The organism is Sorangium sp. So ce448 (assembly GCF_051520915.1).
GTDB classification, from domain to species: domain Bacteria; phylum Myxococcota_A; class Polyangia; order Polyangiales; family Polyangiaceae; genus Sorangium; species Sorangium cellulosum_B.
The window spans coordinates 4,912,656-4,929,845 of the sequence record NZ_CP150343.1 but is presented as its reverse complement, the minus strand read 5'-3'; the positions used below and the strand labels follow the sequence as shown (position 1 = coordinate 4,929,845).

General features: G+C 69.5%; 8 protein-coding genes. 6 read left to right on the top strand and 2 right to left on the bottom strand.

Translation table 11 applies throughout. The annotated features are described in order from the left end of the window. The first annotated feature begins 174 nt into the window (after nucleotides 1-174). Nucleotides 175-3,819, top strand: coding sequence for a DISARM system SNF2-like helicase DrmD (gene drmD, locus WMF45_RS18500; RefSeq protein ID WP_437718197.1), 3,645 nt, complete (start codon nucleotides 175-177; stop codon nucleotides 3,817-3,819). Next, nucleotides 3,816-8,003: a DNA methyltransferase gene (locus WMF45_RS18495; protein WP_437718196.1), complete on the top strand. Its 4,188-nt coding sequence runs from the start codon at nucleotides 3,816-3,818 to the stop codon at nucleotides 8,001-8,003. Before drmD ends, WMF45_RS18495 begins: the two co-directional genes overlap by 4 nt. A 25-nt stretch (nucleotides 8,004-8,028) precedes the next feature. Here WMF45_RS18495 and WMF45_RS18490 read toward each other — a convergent pair whose 3' ends face one another. Continuing rightward, the gene (locus WMF45_RS18490; RefSeq protein ID WP_437718195.1) at nucleotides 8,029-8,532 is read right to left on the bottom strand and encodes a hypothetical protein; all 504 of its coding nucleotides are present in this window, start codon (nucleotides 8,530-8,532) and stop codon (nucleotides 8,029-8,031) included. A gap of 10 nt (nucleotides 8,533-8,542) precedes the next feature. Continuing rightward, nucleotides 8,543-9,301: a hypothetical protein gene (locus WMF45_RS18485; RefSeq protein ID WP_437718194.1), complete on the bottom strand. Its 759-nt coding sequence runs from the start codon at nucleotides 9,299-9,301 to the stop codon at nucleotides 8,543-8,545. Between the two features lie 214 nt (nucleotides 9,302-9,515). Between WMF45_RS18485 and WMF45_RS18480 the strand changes: the two genes are divergently transcribed. The 4 genes from WMF45_RS18480 (at nucleotide 9,516) to drmC (ending at nucleotide 17,123) form a co-directional block, all read left to right on the top strand. Beyond that, a complete protein-coding gene (locus WMF45_RS18480; protein ID WP_437718193.1) occupies nucleotides 9,516-10,790 on the top strand; it encodes an AAA family ATPase in 1,275 nt (424 codons plus the stop codon). A gap of 278 nt (nucleotides 10,791-11,068) precedes the next feature. Next, complete coding sequence (gene drmA / locus WMF45_RS18475; RefSeq protein ID WP_437718192.1) at nucleotides 11,069-14,449, top strand: DISARM system helicase DrmA; 3,381 nt, start codon at nucleotides 11,069-11,071, stop codon at nucleotides 14,447-14,449. Further along, nucleotides 14,449-16,329: a DrmB family protein gene (drmB, locus tag WMF45_RS18470; RefSeq protein ID WP_437718191.1), complete on the top strand. Its 1,881-nt coding sequence runs from the start codon at nucleotides 14,449-14,451 to the stop codon at nucleotides 16,327-16,329. Before drmA ends, drmB begins: the two co-directional genes overlap by 1 nt. Continuing rightward, nucleotides 16,326-17,123 (top strand): DISARM system phospholipase D-like protein DrmC, encoded by a 798-nt coding sequence (gene drmC, locus WMF45_RS18465; protein ID WP_437718190.1) that lies wholly within the window; start codon nucleotides 16,326-16,328, stop codon nucleotides 17,121-17,123. Before drmB ends, drmC begins: the two co-directional genes overlap by 4 nt. Nucleotides 17,124-17,190: the final 67 nt, after the last annotated feature.

Here is a 17,190-nt window from a genome sequence, read left to right as displayed (position 1 = left end):
AGCGGACCTATGGCCTCGTCAGGCCCGAGCTCGTCGCGCCGGGCCCGGACCCACGCGGCCACCAGGGTGGGTAGATCGAGCACCCGTCTCGTGACCCGACACCTCGCGCGATCCCCTGATATGCTCCGGCCCCTTGAGGCCGTTGCCCGCGCTCGGGCACCGCCGGAGGCAGGAATGCCCGCGAGACGATCGCTCAAAGCGCCCGACACCACCGCTACCCTTCAGTCCTTCGGCCCCCCCGCGGATCCATCGACGCCCACCGTCCCCTCGGTCCTCGCCGTCATCTCCGCAGGACGGCTCCTCGACCTCTGCCGCTTGCTCGGCTGCGAGGTGCGCGACATCGCCGGCAACAAGGACCGCCTCGCCTCCAGGCTCTCCGAGCACCTGGGCAGGCGGCTCCCTACCCTTCTCCGTGAGCTCGGGCGCGACGAGCTCCGCGCCGTCTGCCGCCGGCACGGCCTCGACCCGTCCGCCCGGGCGCGCGGCGACCTCCAGGCGCTCGTGCTCGAGGCCGCCGGGTTCGACCCGCGTGCGGCGACGGTGCGGCCGCCCGTCGCCAGCGCGGACAGCCTACCGGCCAAGGGCCAGATCGTGCACGCCCGGCACCGCCAGTGGCTCGTCGACGACGTTGTCCTGGGCGCGGGGGACGAGTCACCGCTCGTCCGCCTCGTCTGCCTGGACGACGACGATCCCGGACGCCAGCTCGACGTGCTCTGGAACCTCGAGCTCGGCGCGCGCGTCGTCGAGCCGGAGACCCACGGCCTGGGCGACGCCTCGCGGCTCGATCCCCCCGCGCACTTCGGCGCCTACCTGCACGCCCTCAAGTGGAGCGCGGTGAGCGCCGCGGACGCCACCCGGTTCCAGTCCCCCTTCCGGGCAGGCATCAAGCTGATGGCCCACCAGCTCACGCCGCTCATGAAGGCGCTAGAGCTGCCGCGGGCCAACCTGTTCATCGCCGACGACGTCGGCCTCGGAAAGACCATCGAGGCGGGCCTCGTGCTCCAGGAGCTGCTCCTGCGCCAGCAGGCGAGCTTCGTCCTCGTCGTGTGCCCCGCCTCGGTCTGCCTCCAGTGGCAGGGCGAGATGCAGCGCCGCTTCGGCCTGCGCTTCGAGGTCATGACCCGGCAGTTCGTCGCCTACCGGCGGCAGGAGCACGGGTTCGGTATCAACCCCTGGAGCACCCACAACCGCTTCATCGTCTCGCACGCGCTCCTGCGCCGGCCCGAGTACCGCGATCCGCTCCTTCATCACCTCGGCGAGCGGGCGCGCAAGGGCCTGCTCATCCTCGACGAGGCCCACGTCGCCGCGCCGGCCTCAGCCAGCAAGTACGCGACCGACACGGACATCACCCGAACGATCCGCGATCTCGCGCCCCGCTTCGACAACCGCATGTTCCTCAGCGCCACGCCGCACAACGGGCACTCGAACAGCTTCAGCGCGCTGCTCGAGATCCTCGACCCGGTGCGCTTCACGCGCGGCGTCCCTGTCGAGGGCAAAAAGGATCTCGATCCGGTCATGGTGCGCCGGCTCAAGCGGGATCTCCGCCAGCTCGGCGTCGAGCGTTTCCCCAGCCGCCTCCTCGTGCAGCTCGCCCTCTCGAACCGCGGTGGGACCTGGCGCCTAGAGCGGACGAGCTACGACGCCGAGACCGGAGCGGAGAGCAAGACGGTGGCGAGCGACATCGGCCAAGGGCAGCCGATCGAGCTCTCGCTCAGCGAGAAGCTCCAGCGCTACATGGAGCTCTGCGCGCCGGAGTCCGGGCAGGGGCGGCTTCCGTTCATCCACATGCAGCAGCGGCTCCTCTCGAGCCCCGAGGCGTTCGCGCGCACGCTCGAGGTCCATGCGCAGGGCCTCGCGAGGAAGGGCGGCCCGGTCGCCGCGCCGCAGCAGCAGAAGCTCTCCCTCAAGGCGCGGGCGGCCAAGAGCTTGGCCACGACCGATGTCGAGGCCGACCCGGAGACGCACGGCCTCTCCGACGAGGCGCTCGCCGAGGAGAACGACGCGGCCGTCCGTCGCGCCAGCGCGGCGCTCCCTAGCCCGACCGACGAGGCCCGCGCGCTCCTCGCCGAGATGCGTGCGCTCGCCGAGAAGGCCCGCGGGGAGCCCGACGCCAAGTCGCTGGCGCTGCTCGGCTGGATGCGGGAGCACCTGTGCCCGGCCATCGGCCTCGGCGCGGACGCGCGCGCGAGCCGCGCCTGGACGCCGCGCCGGGTCATCCTCTTCACCGAGTACGCCGACACGAAGCGCTACCTCGTCGAGCTCCTCACCGCGGCGGTCGCGCACACCGACGAGGGCGACCAGCGGATCATGCAGTTCCACGGCGGCATGGGCGACGACGCCCGCGACGAGGTGCAGCGGGCGTTCAACAGCGCGCCCGAGGAGCACCCCGTGCGCATCCTCGTCGCGACCGACGCCGCGCGCGAGGGCGTCAACCTGCAGGCGCACTGCGCCGACCTCTTCCACATCGACATCCCCTGGAACCCGGGCCGCATGGAGCAGCGCAACGGCCGCATCGACCGCACGCTCCAGCCGGCCCCGGAGGTCCGCTGCCACTACTTCGTCTACCCGCAGCGCACCGAGGATCAGGTGCTCGAGACCGTCGTGCGCAAGATCGCCACGGTGCAGCGCGAGCTCGGCTCCCTCGGGGCGGTGCTGCTCGGCCAGATCGAGGCGACGCTCGCGAACGGCATCACGCACAAGGCGCGCGCCACCGTGGAGAAGGTCGGCTCCGACACGAAGACCGCCACGGTCGACGCGGAGCTCGAGGCGCGGCGCACCGATCTGGAGGCCGTGCGCGCCGAGGTCGAGCGCGCCGGCCGGCGCCTGGAGAGCTCCCGGCGCACGCTCGAGGTCGAGCCCGAGTCGCTGCGGGGCGTCGTCGAGATCGGGCTGCGGCTCGCGGGCGCGTCGTCGCTGAAGGACGCGGGCAAGACGAGCGACGGCCGCCCGACGTACGAGCTGCCGGCGCTCGACCGCTCCTGGGAGGCGACGCTCGACACGCTGAGGCCGCCCCGCGCGCGCACCGAGGACTTCTGGGAGTGGCGCCAGAAGCCGCCGCGGCCGGTGACCTTCCACCCGCTGGCGAGCCTCTCCGAGGGGGCCGAGCAGCTCCACCTCGCGCACCCGCTCGTCAAGCGCATCCTCGATCGCTTCCTCGCGCAGGGCTTCGGCGCGCACGACCTCACCCGGGTGAGCGCCGTCGTCGCGCCGGGCGAGAGCGTCGTGCGCGTCGTCGGCTTCGCCCGCCTCACGCTCTTCGGCATCGGGGCGGCGAGGCTCCACGACCAGCTCGTCCCGGTCGCGGCCGCGTGGTCCGGCGAGGCGAGCGAAATCAAGCCGTACAAGGACCGCGCCACGTCGGTGAACGCGATCACCTCGACCGAGCGGCTCCTCGCGGGCTCGGGCCGCGCGCCCAACGCGACGATCGGCAAGCGCATCCAGCAGCACGCCGACGCGCTCTTCCGGGCCCTCTGGCCGCACCTGGAGGCCGAGGCCGACGCGCTGGCGGTCGAGGCGCGCCAGGGCCTCGCCGAGCGCGCGCGGCGCGAGGCCGACGACCTGCGCGGCCTGCTCGCGCGGCAGCGCCAGGCGATCGACAAGGCGGAGGCGCGCCTGCGCCAGCCGGACCTCTTCAACGTGCAGGACAAGGAGCAGAAGCGCCAGGTGGACCTCGATCTGCGGCACCTCGAGCGGCGGCGCGCGGCGGCCGCGGGCGAGATGGAGTCCGAGCCGGCCGCGATCGAGGCGCTCTACGACGTTCGCATGTCGCGCCTCACGCCGGTGGGGCTCGTCGTCGCATGGCCGGAGTCGATGACATGAACGATCGCGACGTTCTCTTTCACAAGAAGTGGCTCGGCCTCGCGCAGCCCATCGAGGGCCTCGTCTTCAGCGTGCCCGCGCTCGCCGACGCGCAGATCGCCCCCGAGGAGCGGCCGGAGCTCTCGGCGGCCTTCGAGGCGCAGATCACGGGCGATCCGCCGCGCATCCGGAGCCTCGAGGCGTTCTTCCGCGACTTCCTCGGCTACGCGTCGCCCGGGATGCTGGCGCCGCGCGCCGAGCTGCCGGCCGAGCTCTCGTTCTATGCCGCCGAGGGCGGGCAGGAGATCCGGCCGAGCTTTGCCCTCGGCCGCGGCCCGTTCGCCGCCGACGATCCGTTCGCCGCGTTCGACGAGGCGCCGAGCGCCTCGCAGGACGGGGCGGCGAGCGACGGCGGGTCGCGGGGCTCCTCGGAGCCCGCCTCACAGGCGGGTGCCTCCGACGCGAAGAAGCCGTGGTTCGCGCTCCTGTGGGACCTCACGGAGACCGGCGCCAGCCTCGACCTCGACGAGGCGGAGAGCGAGACCGGGCCGTGGCGCTACCCGCCGACGGCGAAGCTCGAGCGCCTCCTGCGGCACGCTGGCGTCCCCGTCGGTTTCCTCTTCAACGGCGCGCACCTGCGCCTCGTCTACGCGCCGGCCGGCGAGTCGGCGGCGCACCTCACGTTCCGGGTCGAGCACCTGCGCGGCTCGGAGGGCCGCCCGCTCCTCACGGCGCTCGACCTGCTGCTCCACGCGCGGCGGGCGTACAGCGCCTCGCCCGAGCACACGCTCGAGGGGCTGCTCGCCGAGAGCCGGCGCCGACAGGCCGACGTCACCGAGGAGCTGGCGAAGCAGGTCTTCGAGGCGGTCGAGACGCTCGTCGCCGGCTTCGAGGCCGCGGCCGCACGCGACTGCGGGCGCGACGATCTCGACTGGCTGAGGCAGGCGATCGAGGCGGGGGGCGACCACTTCTACCAGGGCGTGCTCTCGGTCGTGCTGCGGCTCGTCTTCCTGCTCTACGCGGAGGACCAGGCGCTCCTGCCGGTGGAGCACCGCACGTATGCAGAGCACCTGAGCCTCGGCGGCCTGTACGCGCGGCTCAGCCACGACGCCGGCGCCCACCCCGAGAGCATGCATCACCGCTTCGGCGCGTACGGGCAGCTCCTCGCGCTCTTCCGGGCCGTCTTCTTCGGCGTGAAGCACGGCACGATCGAGCTCCCGCCGCGGCGAGGCCGCCTGTTCGACCCGAACACGTACCCGTTCCTCGAGGGCGGTTTGCCGGGGTGGACGGCCGCGGTCACCGACCCGGGGGCGCGGGCGCAGGCGCGGCCGCCGAGCATCGACGACGGCACGGTCTACAAGGTGCTGCACCGCCTCATCGTCTTCGGCGGGCAGCGGCTCAGCTACCGCACGCTCGACGTCGAGCAGATCGGCAGCGTCTACGAGTCGCTGATGGGCTACCACGTGCTCCGGCTCGAGAGCCCCGCGGTGCGGCTCGGCAAGTTCGGCGTGTGGGTCGAGACCCGGGCGCTCCGCGCGATGAGCCCGACCGACAGGGCGCGCTTCCTCAAGGAGACGTGCGGCCTGAATCCGGGGCCGGTCCAGGCGATCGAGAAGGCGGTGAAGGAGGCCGGCAAGGACGACGGCGCGCTCGCGGAGGCGCTCGCGGGGTATGCCGCAGGCCGCCGCGGCGAGGGGAACCGCCACCGCGCGGGCGCCGGCCGGCTGGCGCTGCAGCCCGGCGAGGAGCGCCGCCGCACGGGCAGCCACTACACGCCGCGATCGCTCACCGAGAAGGTCGTGCGGCGCACGCTGGAGCCGCTGCTCGCGTGCCTGGGCGAGGCGCGCACGCCGGAGCAGATCCTGCAGCTCAAGATCTGCGACCCGGCCATGGGATCCGGCGCGTTCCTGGTCGCCGCGTGCCGCGAGCTGGCCGGGGAGATCGTCGCCGCCTGGACGCGGCAGGGCGAGCTCGCGCGGGTCATCGAGCAGCACGGCGATGCGCACCTCCACGCGCGGCGGCTGGTGGCGCAGCAGTGCCTGTATGGCGTGGACAAGAACGCGGCGGCGGTCGAGCTGGCGAAGCTGTCGCTGTGGCTGGTGACGTTGAGCCGGACGCTGCCGTTCACGTTCGTGGATCATGCGTTACGGCACGGGGACAGCCTCGTGGGCCTCGATTTCAAGCAGATCGAGGCGTTCCACTGGGCGCCGTCGGGGCAGACGGAGACGGTCCGGGTGCTGCTGCGGGATGCGCTCGACCAGGCGGTGGAGCTGCGGCAGCAGATTCTGGCGCTGGCCGACCACGAGGATCCGGTGTCGCAGGGCGAGAAGCGGCGGCTGTTCGAGTTCTCGCAGCAGGCCATCGAGCGGGTCCGGATCGTGGCGGATGCGTGCGTGGGGGCGTTCTTCGCCGAGACGAAGGACGCGGGGCGCGACAAGGAGCGGAAGCGAAGGCTCGCGCTGGTGGAGACGTGGCTGGGGCGGGAGAAGCGCGCCCAGGATGAGACGCGCACGGAGAAAGAGCGGGAGGCTGACCTCGCGGCCGCGACGGCAGCGCGCGAGGAGCTGGAGGGGCTCTCGGCCGAGGTGCGTGAGAAGCTTCCGCCGTTCCATTGGTGGATCGAGTTTCCCGAGGTGTTCTTCGAGGAACGGCCGGACCCACTCCAAGGTGGGGAGGTAACCGGCGTTGCGTTGATGGAGGGGGTGGTGGGCAATCCACCATTCGCGGGGAAAAACACGCTAATCGATTCGCACCCGACCGGGTACATCGAGTGGCTTCAAATCATCCACGAGGGAGCGCATGGCAACAGCGATCTCTCCGCGCACTTCTTTCGTCGCGCGGCGCGACTTCTTGGAAAACACGGCAGCTTTGGCCTGATCGCAACCAACACAATCGCGCAGGGCGACACCCGTGCTACGGGGCTTGCAACGCTCGTGGGGCAAGGATGGACGCTTTATGATGCCACCGATTCGATGCCATGGCCGGGGGCTGCGTCGGTCACAGTATCGCTCGTCCACGCCGCACATGGTCACGCAGCAGGGCGCCGTCGGCTCCAGCTCAACGGCGAGAACGTTTCCATCATCAACTCGCGCCTTCGACCCAAGCCGGAGCGCTCTAACCCGATTGGACTGATGGCCAACTCTGGATGCTTCTCCCAGGGTTCGATCGTTGTCGGAACAGGATTCATACTAAAACCCGACGAACAGGAGGCACTAGTCAAGAGGCATCAGAAGAACGCCGACCGCATTTTCCCGTATATCAACGGCGTAGAGGCAAACACGAGTCCCACACAAAAATCCGAGCGCTATATCATCAGCTTCGGACAGATGGATCTCACCACCGCGGAGCGATGGCCCGATCTGATCCAGATCGTGCGAGACAAGGTAAAACCGGAGCGAGATCGGCAGAAGAATAACACGATCGGGAATTGGATGCGGGAGCACTGGTGGCGATTCTGGGCCGATCGACCAGAACTGTACGCCAGCCTTGCGCAGCTCGATCGCTGCCTCGTTACGGCGATAAGCGGCAAACACCGATCTTTTGCGTGGCAGCCAACAGATCGCATTTTGGATCAGACGCTGATCGTATTTCCACTCGCTGCTGACACGCACTTCTCAATCCTCCAGTCACGGGTGCATGAGGAGTGGTCTGTCGAGCATTCAGGAACAATAAAGGAAGATCAACGCTACAACGCATCGCGAGGCTTCGAGACCTTCCCCTTCCCGAAGAGTGACCCGCGCACAGTGATTCCCGATCTCGAGGCTATCGGCGAGCGCCTCTACGACGTCCGCGCGCGCTTCATGATCAACACCAACCAAGGCCTCACGAAGACCTACAACGCCATCAAAGACCCCGCGTGCGACGACCCGCGCATCCTCGAGCTGCGCCACCTCCACGAGGAGATGGACCGCGCCGTCCTCGCCGCCTACGGCTGGAGCGACATCGCCGTGCCGCCCTACTGTCCCCTGACGGACAAGGACCGCGAGGCGCTCCAGGCGTTCGAGGACGAGGTCATCGACCGTCTCTACGTGCTGAACGCCGAGCGCGCGCGCGAGGAGCAGCGGCTCGGGCTGGCGGGGAAGAAGAAGGGCCACGCGACGAGCGACGACGCCGATGCGAACGAGGCCGCGCCGCAGGAACCCTCGGCACCGAAGAAGCCGGGCAAGGGCAAGAAGCCCGCGACTGCGCAGCGCAAGCTCTTCTGAGACGAGCCCGCGCGCGTGCTCCAGGCTACGCTCTCCCCTGCTTCGGTGGCCATTGGCCCTTGAGAATGGCCGGCACGCCTTCAGGCCACAGGAGCGCGTCCTCAAGCTTGATCCCGCCTGCCTCCGGATCTTCGTACGCATCCCACCCGCAGGCGGGTGGCTTGATGCCTTCATGCTCCATGAGCGCCCGTGAAATCTCGATGACCTCCTGAGGCAGCTCAGGCGGTGCCCAGGACGCGAAGAGCTCACGCAGCCGTATCGCAAGCGGCAGGCGGCGTTCATAGTGCACCGGCTGAAACTGCGGTGCCATATGGTGAGCCCCCCTCGTCACGTACGCAGTATAGACATCCAGCAAGCGCAGGATGTGCTCGCGTGGCGGTACACGGCCAAATGTCCCGTAGACACGCGGGGCAGCAAACGCCGATAGCCAGTAGATAACATTGATGACATCCGTCGTGTCCTCGATGTCCTCTCTCCCATCGCCGCTCGTAAATGTGAGGGTGTTCCCGTCCTCGAATGTGATTTTCATGGCTCCTCCCTCACCAGTACGTACATTGACGTTTACCGGGGCCCCAGCCGCTTGAAACCAGGATGTAGGCCCCAGCCACAAGGTTACCGTTCTTGAGACAGCCGTAGGCACACCACGACTTGAAAAGGATGTTCCCGAGCCCCCACGGGCACCACGGACATTCACCTGTTCCACAGTGTGTCACCATGCAGAATGCCTGCTCGCCGTTGCTCAACGGACATTCGGTCGTCTGAGGGCACCCATACGGCTCATTGAAGCACGCGAAATCGGGGTACACGCCATCAGTCGCAGCCAGCGTGGTCGCCTCGGGCGTCTCGATCCAGAGGCGCGCCGAGTCCCACCCGGCCGGTGCGTACTGCTGGATCAGCGCGTCGAGCGCCTCCAAGTCGAGCGCCGCTGGATCGACGACCTGCGTCTCCACGAGGCTCGCGACCATCACCGCCGCGTAGGAGGTCGCCATCGTCTTGAGCGCGACCTCTTGGGGGTCGATGCTCATGAGCTCGTCGTAGGCTGCCTCCGCCTCGGGCGACATCGTCTCGCTCTCCTGATCGTCCTCCACGTCGTCGTCGTCCGTCTCGCTCTCGCTGTCCTCGTCGGGCCGCGCCGACGGCGGGTGCTCTGCGGATTCGTCCTCGATCTCATCCCCATCGGAAGGACGGAGGTGGATCGTGCATGCCGGCACCAGCGCCGCGACCATGCCTCCCGTCAACACGAGCGCCCCCACGGAATGCATCCACGCCTGCATGATGCCCTCCTCGACGCGGCGCACCGTATGCAGGCTCGCCAGCGGCGTCCATGCGGCCCTCCCGGGGTGTGAACGTAGGGTCATGCCTGACCCTTTCCCTTCGCGAGGTCGACCAACCTGTGACCGCGCACGGAGAGCTCTCCTGAGCCGAGCCTGCGCGCGTGCTTGGCGATCTCGACCGCGCCCTCCGGGCTCGCCACGCGTTCGTTCTCCGGTATAGGGTCACGCCGTCCGGACCATGAAGCTCACCCGCCTTTCCCTGCGCGACTTCCGGGGCTTCACGAGCCTCGACCTCGATTTTTCGCCGGACGTCACCGCGCTCGTCGGCGTCAACGGTGCCGGCAAGACGTCGATCCTCGACGCGCTCGCGCTCCTGCTCTCGTGCCTCGTGGAGAGCATTCGCTCGGGAGAGCCCGAAACCATCGCGCCAAGTGCGAGCGACGTCCGGGTCGGAGCGTCGACGGCGCAGCTCTCGCTGACCGCGGACATCAGTGTGCAGCCTACCCATTGGAGCATCGCGAAGACGCTGCCGGGGCACCCGCCTGGAGCGCCGAGCGCGCTCGACGCGCTGCATGAGCCCGTCGCTGCCGCGCAGGCCACGATCGCGCTCGGCTCCCCTCTCCTCCCGCTCGTTGTCTACTTCCCCACGAACCGGAGTGCGCTCGACATCCCGGAGCGGATGCGCACGCCGCACGAGTTCGATGCGCTGAGCGCCTACGACGGCGCACTCGAGGGCGGGGCGAGCAACTTCCGTGGCTTCTTCGAATGGTTTCGCCAGGAAGAAGACATCCTCAACGAGCATCAGGTCCTCGAGCTCTTGCACGAGGAGCAAGGCATCGATGCGTCCTCCACGCCGTCGCCGCTGCCGGCCGTCCGCAGGGCGATCGCGGCGCTCCTGCCCGGCGCGCGTACGGTCCGTATCGAGCGTCGACCGCCGCGCATGACCGTCGAGCTGAACGGCACGCGTCTCGACGTCGCCCAGCTCTCGGACGGCGAGAAGTGCCTCCTCGCCATGGCGGGGGATCTCGCGCGACGGATGGCGCTCGCGGCGCCAAAGGCGGAGGACCCGCTCGAGCACCCAGCGGTCGTCCTGATCGACGAAATCGAGCTCCACCTCCATCCAGGCCTCCAGCGGGTGATCCTGCCGTGGCTTCAGAAGGTGTTCCCGCGGGCCCAGTTCATCATCACCACCCACTCTCCCCAGGTGCTCTCCTCGTTACACGCGGCGAACGTCCGCATCCTGGAGCGCTTCGAGCTCCGCGCGCTCGACCGCGGCACCTGGCGGCGCGACACCAACCGCATCCTGGAGGCGGCCTTCGGCGATCCAGGCCGGCCTCCCGAGGTGGCGGGCAAGCTGAACCTGTTGCGCGACGCGGTCGACGCCGACCGCTACGACGAGGCGCGCCAGCTCATCCGTGAACTGTCCACCATGATCGAGGGCGAGGACCCCGACGTCTCCTTCTACCAGCAGCTCCTGCCGCCTGAAGACACCACAGCAGCTCCCGCCGCCTGAAGACACGATCGAGACCGCGTCGCCTATGTCGAGCAGGCGCTCCGCCCCAACTCGGGAGACCTCCCGTGCTGCGGAAGCAGGCGTAAGCGGCCTCTTGCGCTCTCCCGAGGAAGCACACACCGAACCAGAACAACCGACCCGCTCGGGCCGCGTTCTTCCCGACGTGATGAAACAGCAAGGCTCATGGCTCCCCGAGATGCTCGGCGTGATCAAGGAGCGCCTCCGGTGAGCACGCCAAAGGGTTGCCTTCTCGCCAGCATGGACGCGATCCTGCCGCGGTGACTACTGCCGACGTCCGCCGTCACCTCGTCGAAGCCCTCGAAGCCGATCTGATCGGCCCCTTCGTGCCGGACACCCACGCGCAGGGAGGCCAGGAGATCCTGCCGATCCCGCCGTCGCGCTGGTACCTGACCGGCTTCCTCGCGCCGCAGGGCGGCCGTGTCCCCGATCCGGACGATCGCGACTCTACCGACACCGCGCTCGCCGCCGGCAGCGAGAGCCAGAACGAGGACGCCGGCAACGAGGAGCCGGAGCCCAAGCGGCCGGTCCGCTTCCCCGCCTCGATGGGCCTGTCCGTGTTCCTGCCCCCGGGCAAGGACGACACGATCCACGTCGATGTCTGGTACGCGGACTACGACAAGATCGAGGTCGCGCTCGACCACACCGACAAGAAGGTCCCCGGCTGGAAGCGGGTGCCGTACGGCCCCGTCCGCGTCGCAGTCCCGCTCGACCCGAGCGTCCTCCAGCAGAAGGACGGGATCCCCGTCCCCGGCTCGCGCAACCTCATCTTGAAGGGCGAGCTCCGCACGACGGCCATGGACGGCCTCGATCCCGGCACGCGCGTGCTGAGCCTGTTCCTCGTGAACGACCGCACCGCGGTAGAGCAGGACCGCGACACGCAGTTCGCCTTCCAGGTGCGGATGGAGCTCACCTACGAGCGCGGCTTCGTCTCCCGCCCGAACCGGCGCGGCGAGGACGGCGACGAGGACCAGCGCGCCCTCGCGCTCGCCTTCCGCGATCACAGGGAGTGGGCCGTCGGCCACAACACGAGCGTCGAGCGCCCGGTGGAGAAGAACGGCAAGGTCATCCGCCTCCGGACCACGCAGCTCCCCTGCTTCGAGGTGCCGCGCGTCGCTCACCGGAAGATCGATGACGCCGCGCTGGGCATGATGGACCTCGGGAAGCTCGACGCCAAGGGCATCGCGAACGCGCTCTCGCCCCTCATCGAGGCGTACGGCGCGTGGATCGACGACCAGCGCTATGCGGGGCTCGACCGGGCATCGCTCGCGGACACGCGCGACGACCTGATGAGCAAGGCGGCGAGGGCCAAGGAACGCATCGCCGCGGGCATCGCCCTGCTGGGCGAGAACAAGGCTGCGCTGAAGGCGTTCAAGTTCATGAACCAGGCGATGCACGTCGCGGCGGTGCAAGCAGACCTGTCCCGCGAGGATCGCCGCTACATCGGCGGCAGGCAGCCCGAGTGGCGCCCGTTCCAGCTCGCCTTCATCCTCTTGAACCTGCCGTCGGTCGTGGACGCGAGCCACCCCGAGCGGAAGCTCGCGGAGCTCATCTACTTCCCCACCGGCGGCGGCAAGACCGAGGCCTACCTGGGCCTCATCGCGTTCGTGCTCCTGCTCCGGCGCCTCCGCGGGCAAGGCACGCCGCACGAGGGCCGCGGAGTCGCGGTCCTGCTCCGGTACACGCTGCGGCTCCTCACCCTGGACCAGCTCGGACGCGCGGCCACCTTGATATGCGCGCTGGAGGAGCTCCGGCGCAAGTACCCCGGGGAGCTCGGCAACGCCCGGTTCACCATCGGCCTCTGGGTCGGCGCGAGCGCCAGCGCCAACCGGCTGAAGGACGTGCAAGAGGCGCTCTCCGACTACACCCCGGGCAGGACCGACTCCCCCTTCCCGCTCACGACCTGCCCGTGGTGCGGCGAGCCGATCAAGATCCAGAACATCAAGCTCGTCGACGCCGAGGGGAAGCCGACGAAGAAGAGCTTCGTGCGCGCCGCCGTCTACTGCGACAATGGAAAGTGCCTTTACACCGAGGCGAGGACGCCGGGCCTCGGCCTCCCGGTGCTGTTCGTCGACGAGCAAATCTACCAGGAGGTCCCGAGCTTCCTCGTCGCCACCGTCGACAAGTTCGCGATGATGCCCTGGCTCGGCGACGCCGGCATGCTGTTCGGCCGAGCCACGCACCTCGACGGGCAACGGGCCTACGGCGTGATGCACGATCCCAGGCCCGGCGCGAAGCCTCTCCCTGAAGGGCTCCTGCCCCCCGAGCTCATCGTGCAGGACGAGCTGCACCTGATCAGCGGCCCGCTCGGCACCATGGTGGGCCTCTACGAGGCCGCTGTCGACTACCTCTGCGAGCACCCCATCGGCGGCGCGCCCCGGCCGCCGAAGGTTGTCTGCTCGACGGCGACGGTCCGGCGCGCGCGCGAGCAGATCAAGGCGCTCTTCGGGCGCACGATGGTCCTCTTCCCGCCGCGCGGCATCGCCGAGGGTGACACGTTCTTCTCGGAGGTAGAGCGCGACAAGCCCGGCCGGCTGTACGTGGGCGTCGGCGCTCCCGGGCGCGCGCTCCGCGCGGTCTCGGTGCGCTCCTACGCGGCGCTGCTCGCCGCCGCGCGGAAGCACTTCGATCCGAAGGGCGACCCGAAGCAGCCGGCCGACCCGTACATGACGCTCATCGGGTACTTCAACAGCCTGCGCGAGCTCGGGGGCATGCGGCGCCTCGTCGAGGACGAGGTGCGCAACCGCGTCGACAACATCGAGGAGGAGAAGCGACCGCTGCTCTTCCTCGGGCCGCACCCGTGGGCCAAGGACCGCAACCTCGAGATGCCCGCCGAGCTCACGTCCCGCGAGCGGACCGAGAACGTCAAGCAGACGAAGCAGCGCCTCAACGCCCGGCGCACCTCGACCGACCCCGAGCCGCTCGACGTGGTGCTCGCCTCCAACATGATCTCGGTCGGCCTGGACGTCGACCGCCTGGGCCTGATGGTCGTCACGGGCCAGCCGAAGACGACGAGCGAGTATATCCAGGCGACGAGCCGCGTCGGGCGGGCCTACCCGGGCCTGGTCGTCACCTGCCTGAACGTCATGCGGCCGCGGGATCGCTCGCATTACGAGCGCTTCGTCGCGTACCACGAGAGCCTGTACCGCGAGGTCGAGGCGACGAGCGTCACGCCGTTCAGCGGCCAGGCGCTGGATCGAGGCCTCGTGGGCAGCCTCCTATCGATGATCCGGCACGGCATTCCCCGCATGGAGCCCCCGGCGGGCGTGATGACCATCCATGAGCAGCGGCCCGCGGCCGAGGCCATGGTCGCCTGGATGGTCGCGCGAGCCAGCCACCACCGGCACTTCCCCGAGAAGCAGTCCGAGGACCGGATCGCCGAGCTGGTGCGCGCCCGCGGCCGGAGCTTCCTCGACGCGTGGGAGCGCGTCGTCGACAAGGCGCGCACGGGCGCGGCGAGGCGCGTCTACAGCAAGAACGACCGCGCCGGCCAGGAGGGCCTCCACCTCTTGTTCACGGCGAGCGACGATCCGCCCGACGACCACGACGCGCGGTACTTCCAGGTCCCGACGTCCATGCGCGACGTCGAGCCGAGCGTGCATGTCTGGCTGCGGTTCAAGCAGCTCGACGAGAGGGGCTGATGAACGATCCGAAGAAGAGGAAGGACGCCCGCAGGGCATTGCGCTCGGACGGTCAGCTCCGGCAGAGCCAGCTCGTCAGCACGTTTGGCCCCGGCGCGATGGTCGACCTTGTCGATCGCGCGGTCGTCATCGGCGGCCTGGAGCACTGGAGCTATGGCGCCAAGGGGTATGTCGCGCTGGACGACCCTCGGCTCCGGCGCTCGCTCATCCCCCGCCTGAAGGCGCTCGATCCGGACCTCGATCTGGCGCGCGAGGGCTATTTCCGCATGGCCCCCGAGGGCGACGCGCGCAACCACCATCCGGGCGTCGGCGTCCGCGCGCTCGAGTTTCCCCGGTGGTTCGTCTGCCAGAAGTGCCGTCGTCTGGCGCGGGCCTCGGAACAGTTCGAGAACAAGAGCGGTCGGTATCGCCACGAGTGCGCGAAGAACAAGTGGTCGAGCGTCGTGCCGGTCCGCTTCGTCGCCGCGTGCAAGCGCGGGCACCTGTCGGATTTCCCGTGGATCCCGTTCGCGCACCTGGGCCGAGAGGGCGTGTGCGACCGGCCGGAGCTCTACCTGGAAGAGAGGGCGATCGGCGATATCGGGCGCATTCTTGTGCACTGCAAGAATTGCGACGCAACGACGCCCATGAGCAAGGCGATGGTGCTGCCCTACAGCTGCAATGGGGATCGCCCCTGGCTCGGCGGGCGCGCGGCGAACGAGCCGTGTGACCAGCGCAGCGAGCTGCTCGTCCGCACGGCGTCGCACGCGTATTTCGGGCAGGTGGTGAGCGCACTGCGCCTGCCGGACCCCGAGCCCGACCCCCTGCGGCTGCGGCTGCGGGAAAAGGACGTCTGGAAGGCCGTCCAGAAGGTCAAGACGGCAGAGCAGCTCTCGATGATCGCCGGGCTCATGGAGCACGTCGCGAGCGCGATCGGCGAGGCTCCGGCGGAGAAGGTGCTCGCGGCGATCCGCGCCGAGAACGAGGCCACGACGGCGACGTCGGAGCGCCCCTTGCGCAGCGCGGAGTACGACCGGCTGGTCCACGCACCGACCGAGCAGCCTGGAGCGGTCCCTGACCGGGGTGTCCAGTTCGCGGCGTACCGGGTGCCGAAGCCGCGCATCGAGCTGCCGCCGGGTGTTGGTGGCCTCGTCGTCGTCCCCGAGCTCCGCGAGGTGCGCGTGCAGGTGAGCTTCAGCCGGTTCGACTCGATCGGCGCCAACCTGCAGGGAGAGTACGAGTTCGCGGGGCGCAAGGTAAAGCCGACCGTGCTCACGCTCCCCACGGGGAACGAGAAGTGGCTCCCGGCCGCCGAGGTCCGCGGCGAGGGCGTCTTCGTGGAGCTGGACGAGAAGGCGCTCTCCGACTGGGAGAAGCGTGACGCCGTGAAAGAGCGCGCCGCGCAGCTCGAGCGGGCCTTTGGCTTGGACAGGAGGGGCGAGTTTCCGGGCATCCGGTTCTTCCTGCTGCACTCGCTCTCGCACCTCTTGCTCACCGCGGTGAGCCTCGAGTGCGGCTATGCCGCCAGCGCCATCCGGGAGCGCATCTATTGCGGCCAGGCCGAGGTCGATGGGCCCAACATGGCCGCCGTGATGCTCACGACGGGCACGACCGGCAGCGAGGGCACCCTGGGCGGGCTCGTCGAGGAGGGGCGGAGGATCCAGCATCACCTGCGCGAGGCGTGGGATCTCGGGCGGCTCTGCTCGAACGACCCCGTCTGCGCGGCGCACGACCCGAGCTCCGAGTCGAGCGATCGCCGCACGGAGGGCGCCGCGTGTCACGGTTGCCTCTACATCGCCGAGTGCTCCTGCGAGTGGTTCAACCGGTTCCTCGACCGCGCGCTGGTCGTGCCCACGATCGGCAACGACCCCGAGCTGGCCTTCTTCCGGGAGCGTCCATGAGCGGCGCCGCCGGCTCCCGGCCCACGTTGAAGCACGTCGGCACCGGGGTGCTCGCGGCGCTCCGGGAGGCGATCGCGTCGGGGCTCTTGCGGACCCCGGTGGACCGGGCGTCGCTGGTCGGCCTGGGCATCCGGCATCAGGTCGATACCATCGAGCACGCGCTCGCCGGCCACAAGGCGGCCGCGTGCCTTGCGATCCTCGACGTAGCGCTCGCCGAGCGCGAGACCCGCCGGCCGGCACCGGAGCTCGTGTGGACGGGCCCTGACGTGCCCGTCGGGACGGCCCGAGACACGGCGGTCGTGCTGCGGTCGCTGTTCGAGGGCGCGCAGGAGAGCGTGCTCCTCGCCGGCTACAGCTTCGATCACGCCGAGGATGTGCTGGCGCCGCTGTACGGCGCGATGCGGAGCCGCCGGGTCGACGCCCGGTTCTTCATCGACATTCCGCAGATCGAGCGCCGCGCCTCCGCGGATGCGCACCTCACGCGGTACTTCAGCAAGTTCCTCGCCGAGAGCTGGCCGTTCGGCGAGCCTCGCCCGCGCCTCTACTACGACAAGCGTGCGCTCGCGCCCGGCCCGCCGTACTGCAGCCTGCACGCGAAGTGCGTCGTCGTGGACAGCGCGAAGGCCTTCGTGTCCAGCGCGAACTTCACGCAGCGAGGCCAGGAGAGAAACATCGAGGTCGGCGTCCTCGTCGAGGACCCGAGCTTCGCGAGCTACCTGGCTGGGCAGTGGCTCGGCTTGATCGACGCGCGCATTGTGGGCGAATACACAAAGCATGAGCTCGACCAGCCCTAGCACAGCGCTGCCGGAGTCGATGGCATGAAGGATCGCGACGTCTCCACCCAGGCTTCGTCTGCTTGAG

Coding starts and splice junctions, on each gene's coding strand:
- WMF45_RS18480 (WP_437718193.1), top strand. CDS start 9,516: ATGAAGCTCACCCGCCTTTCCCTGCGCGACTTCCGGGGCTTCACGAGC.
- WMF45_RS18490 (WP_437718195.1), bottom strand. CDS start 8,532: ATGAAAATCACATTCGAGGACGGGAACACCCTCACATTTACGAGCGGC.
- drmD (WP_437718197.1), top strand. CDS start 175: ATGCCCGCGAGACGATCGCTCAAAGCGCCCGACACCACCGCTACCCTT.
- WMF45_RS18495 (WP_437718196.1), top strand. CDS start 3,816: ATGAACGATCGCGACGTTCTCTTTCACAAGAAGTGGCTCGGCCTCGCG.
- drmC (WP_437718190.1), top strand. CDS start 16,326: ATGAGCGGCGCCGCCGGCTCCCGGCCCACGTTGAAGCACGTCGGCACC.
- drmB (WP_437718191.1), top strand. CDS start 14,449: ATGAACGATCCGAAGAAGAGGAAGGACGCCCGCAGGGCATTGCGCTCG.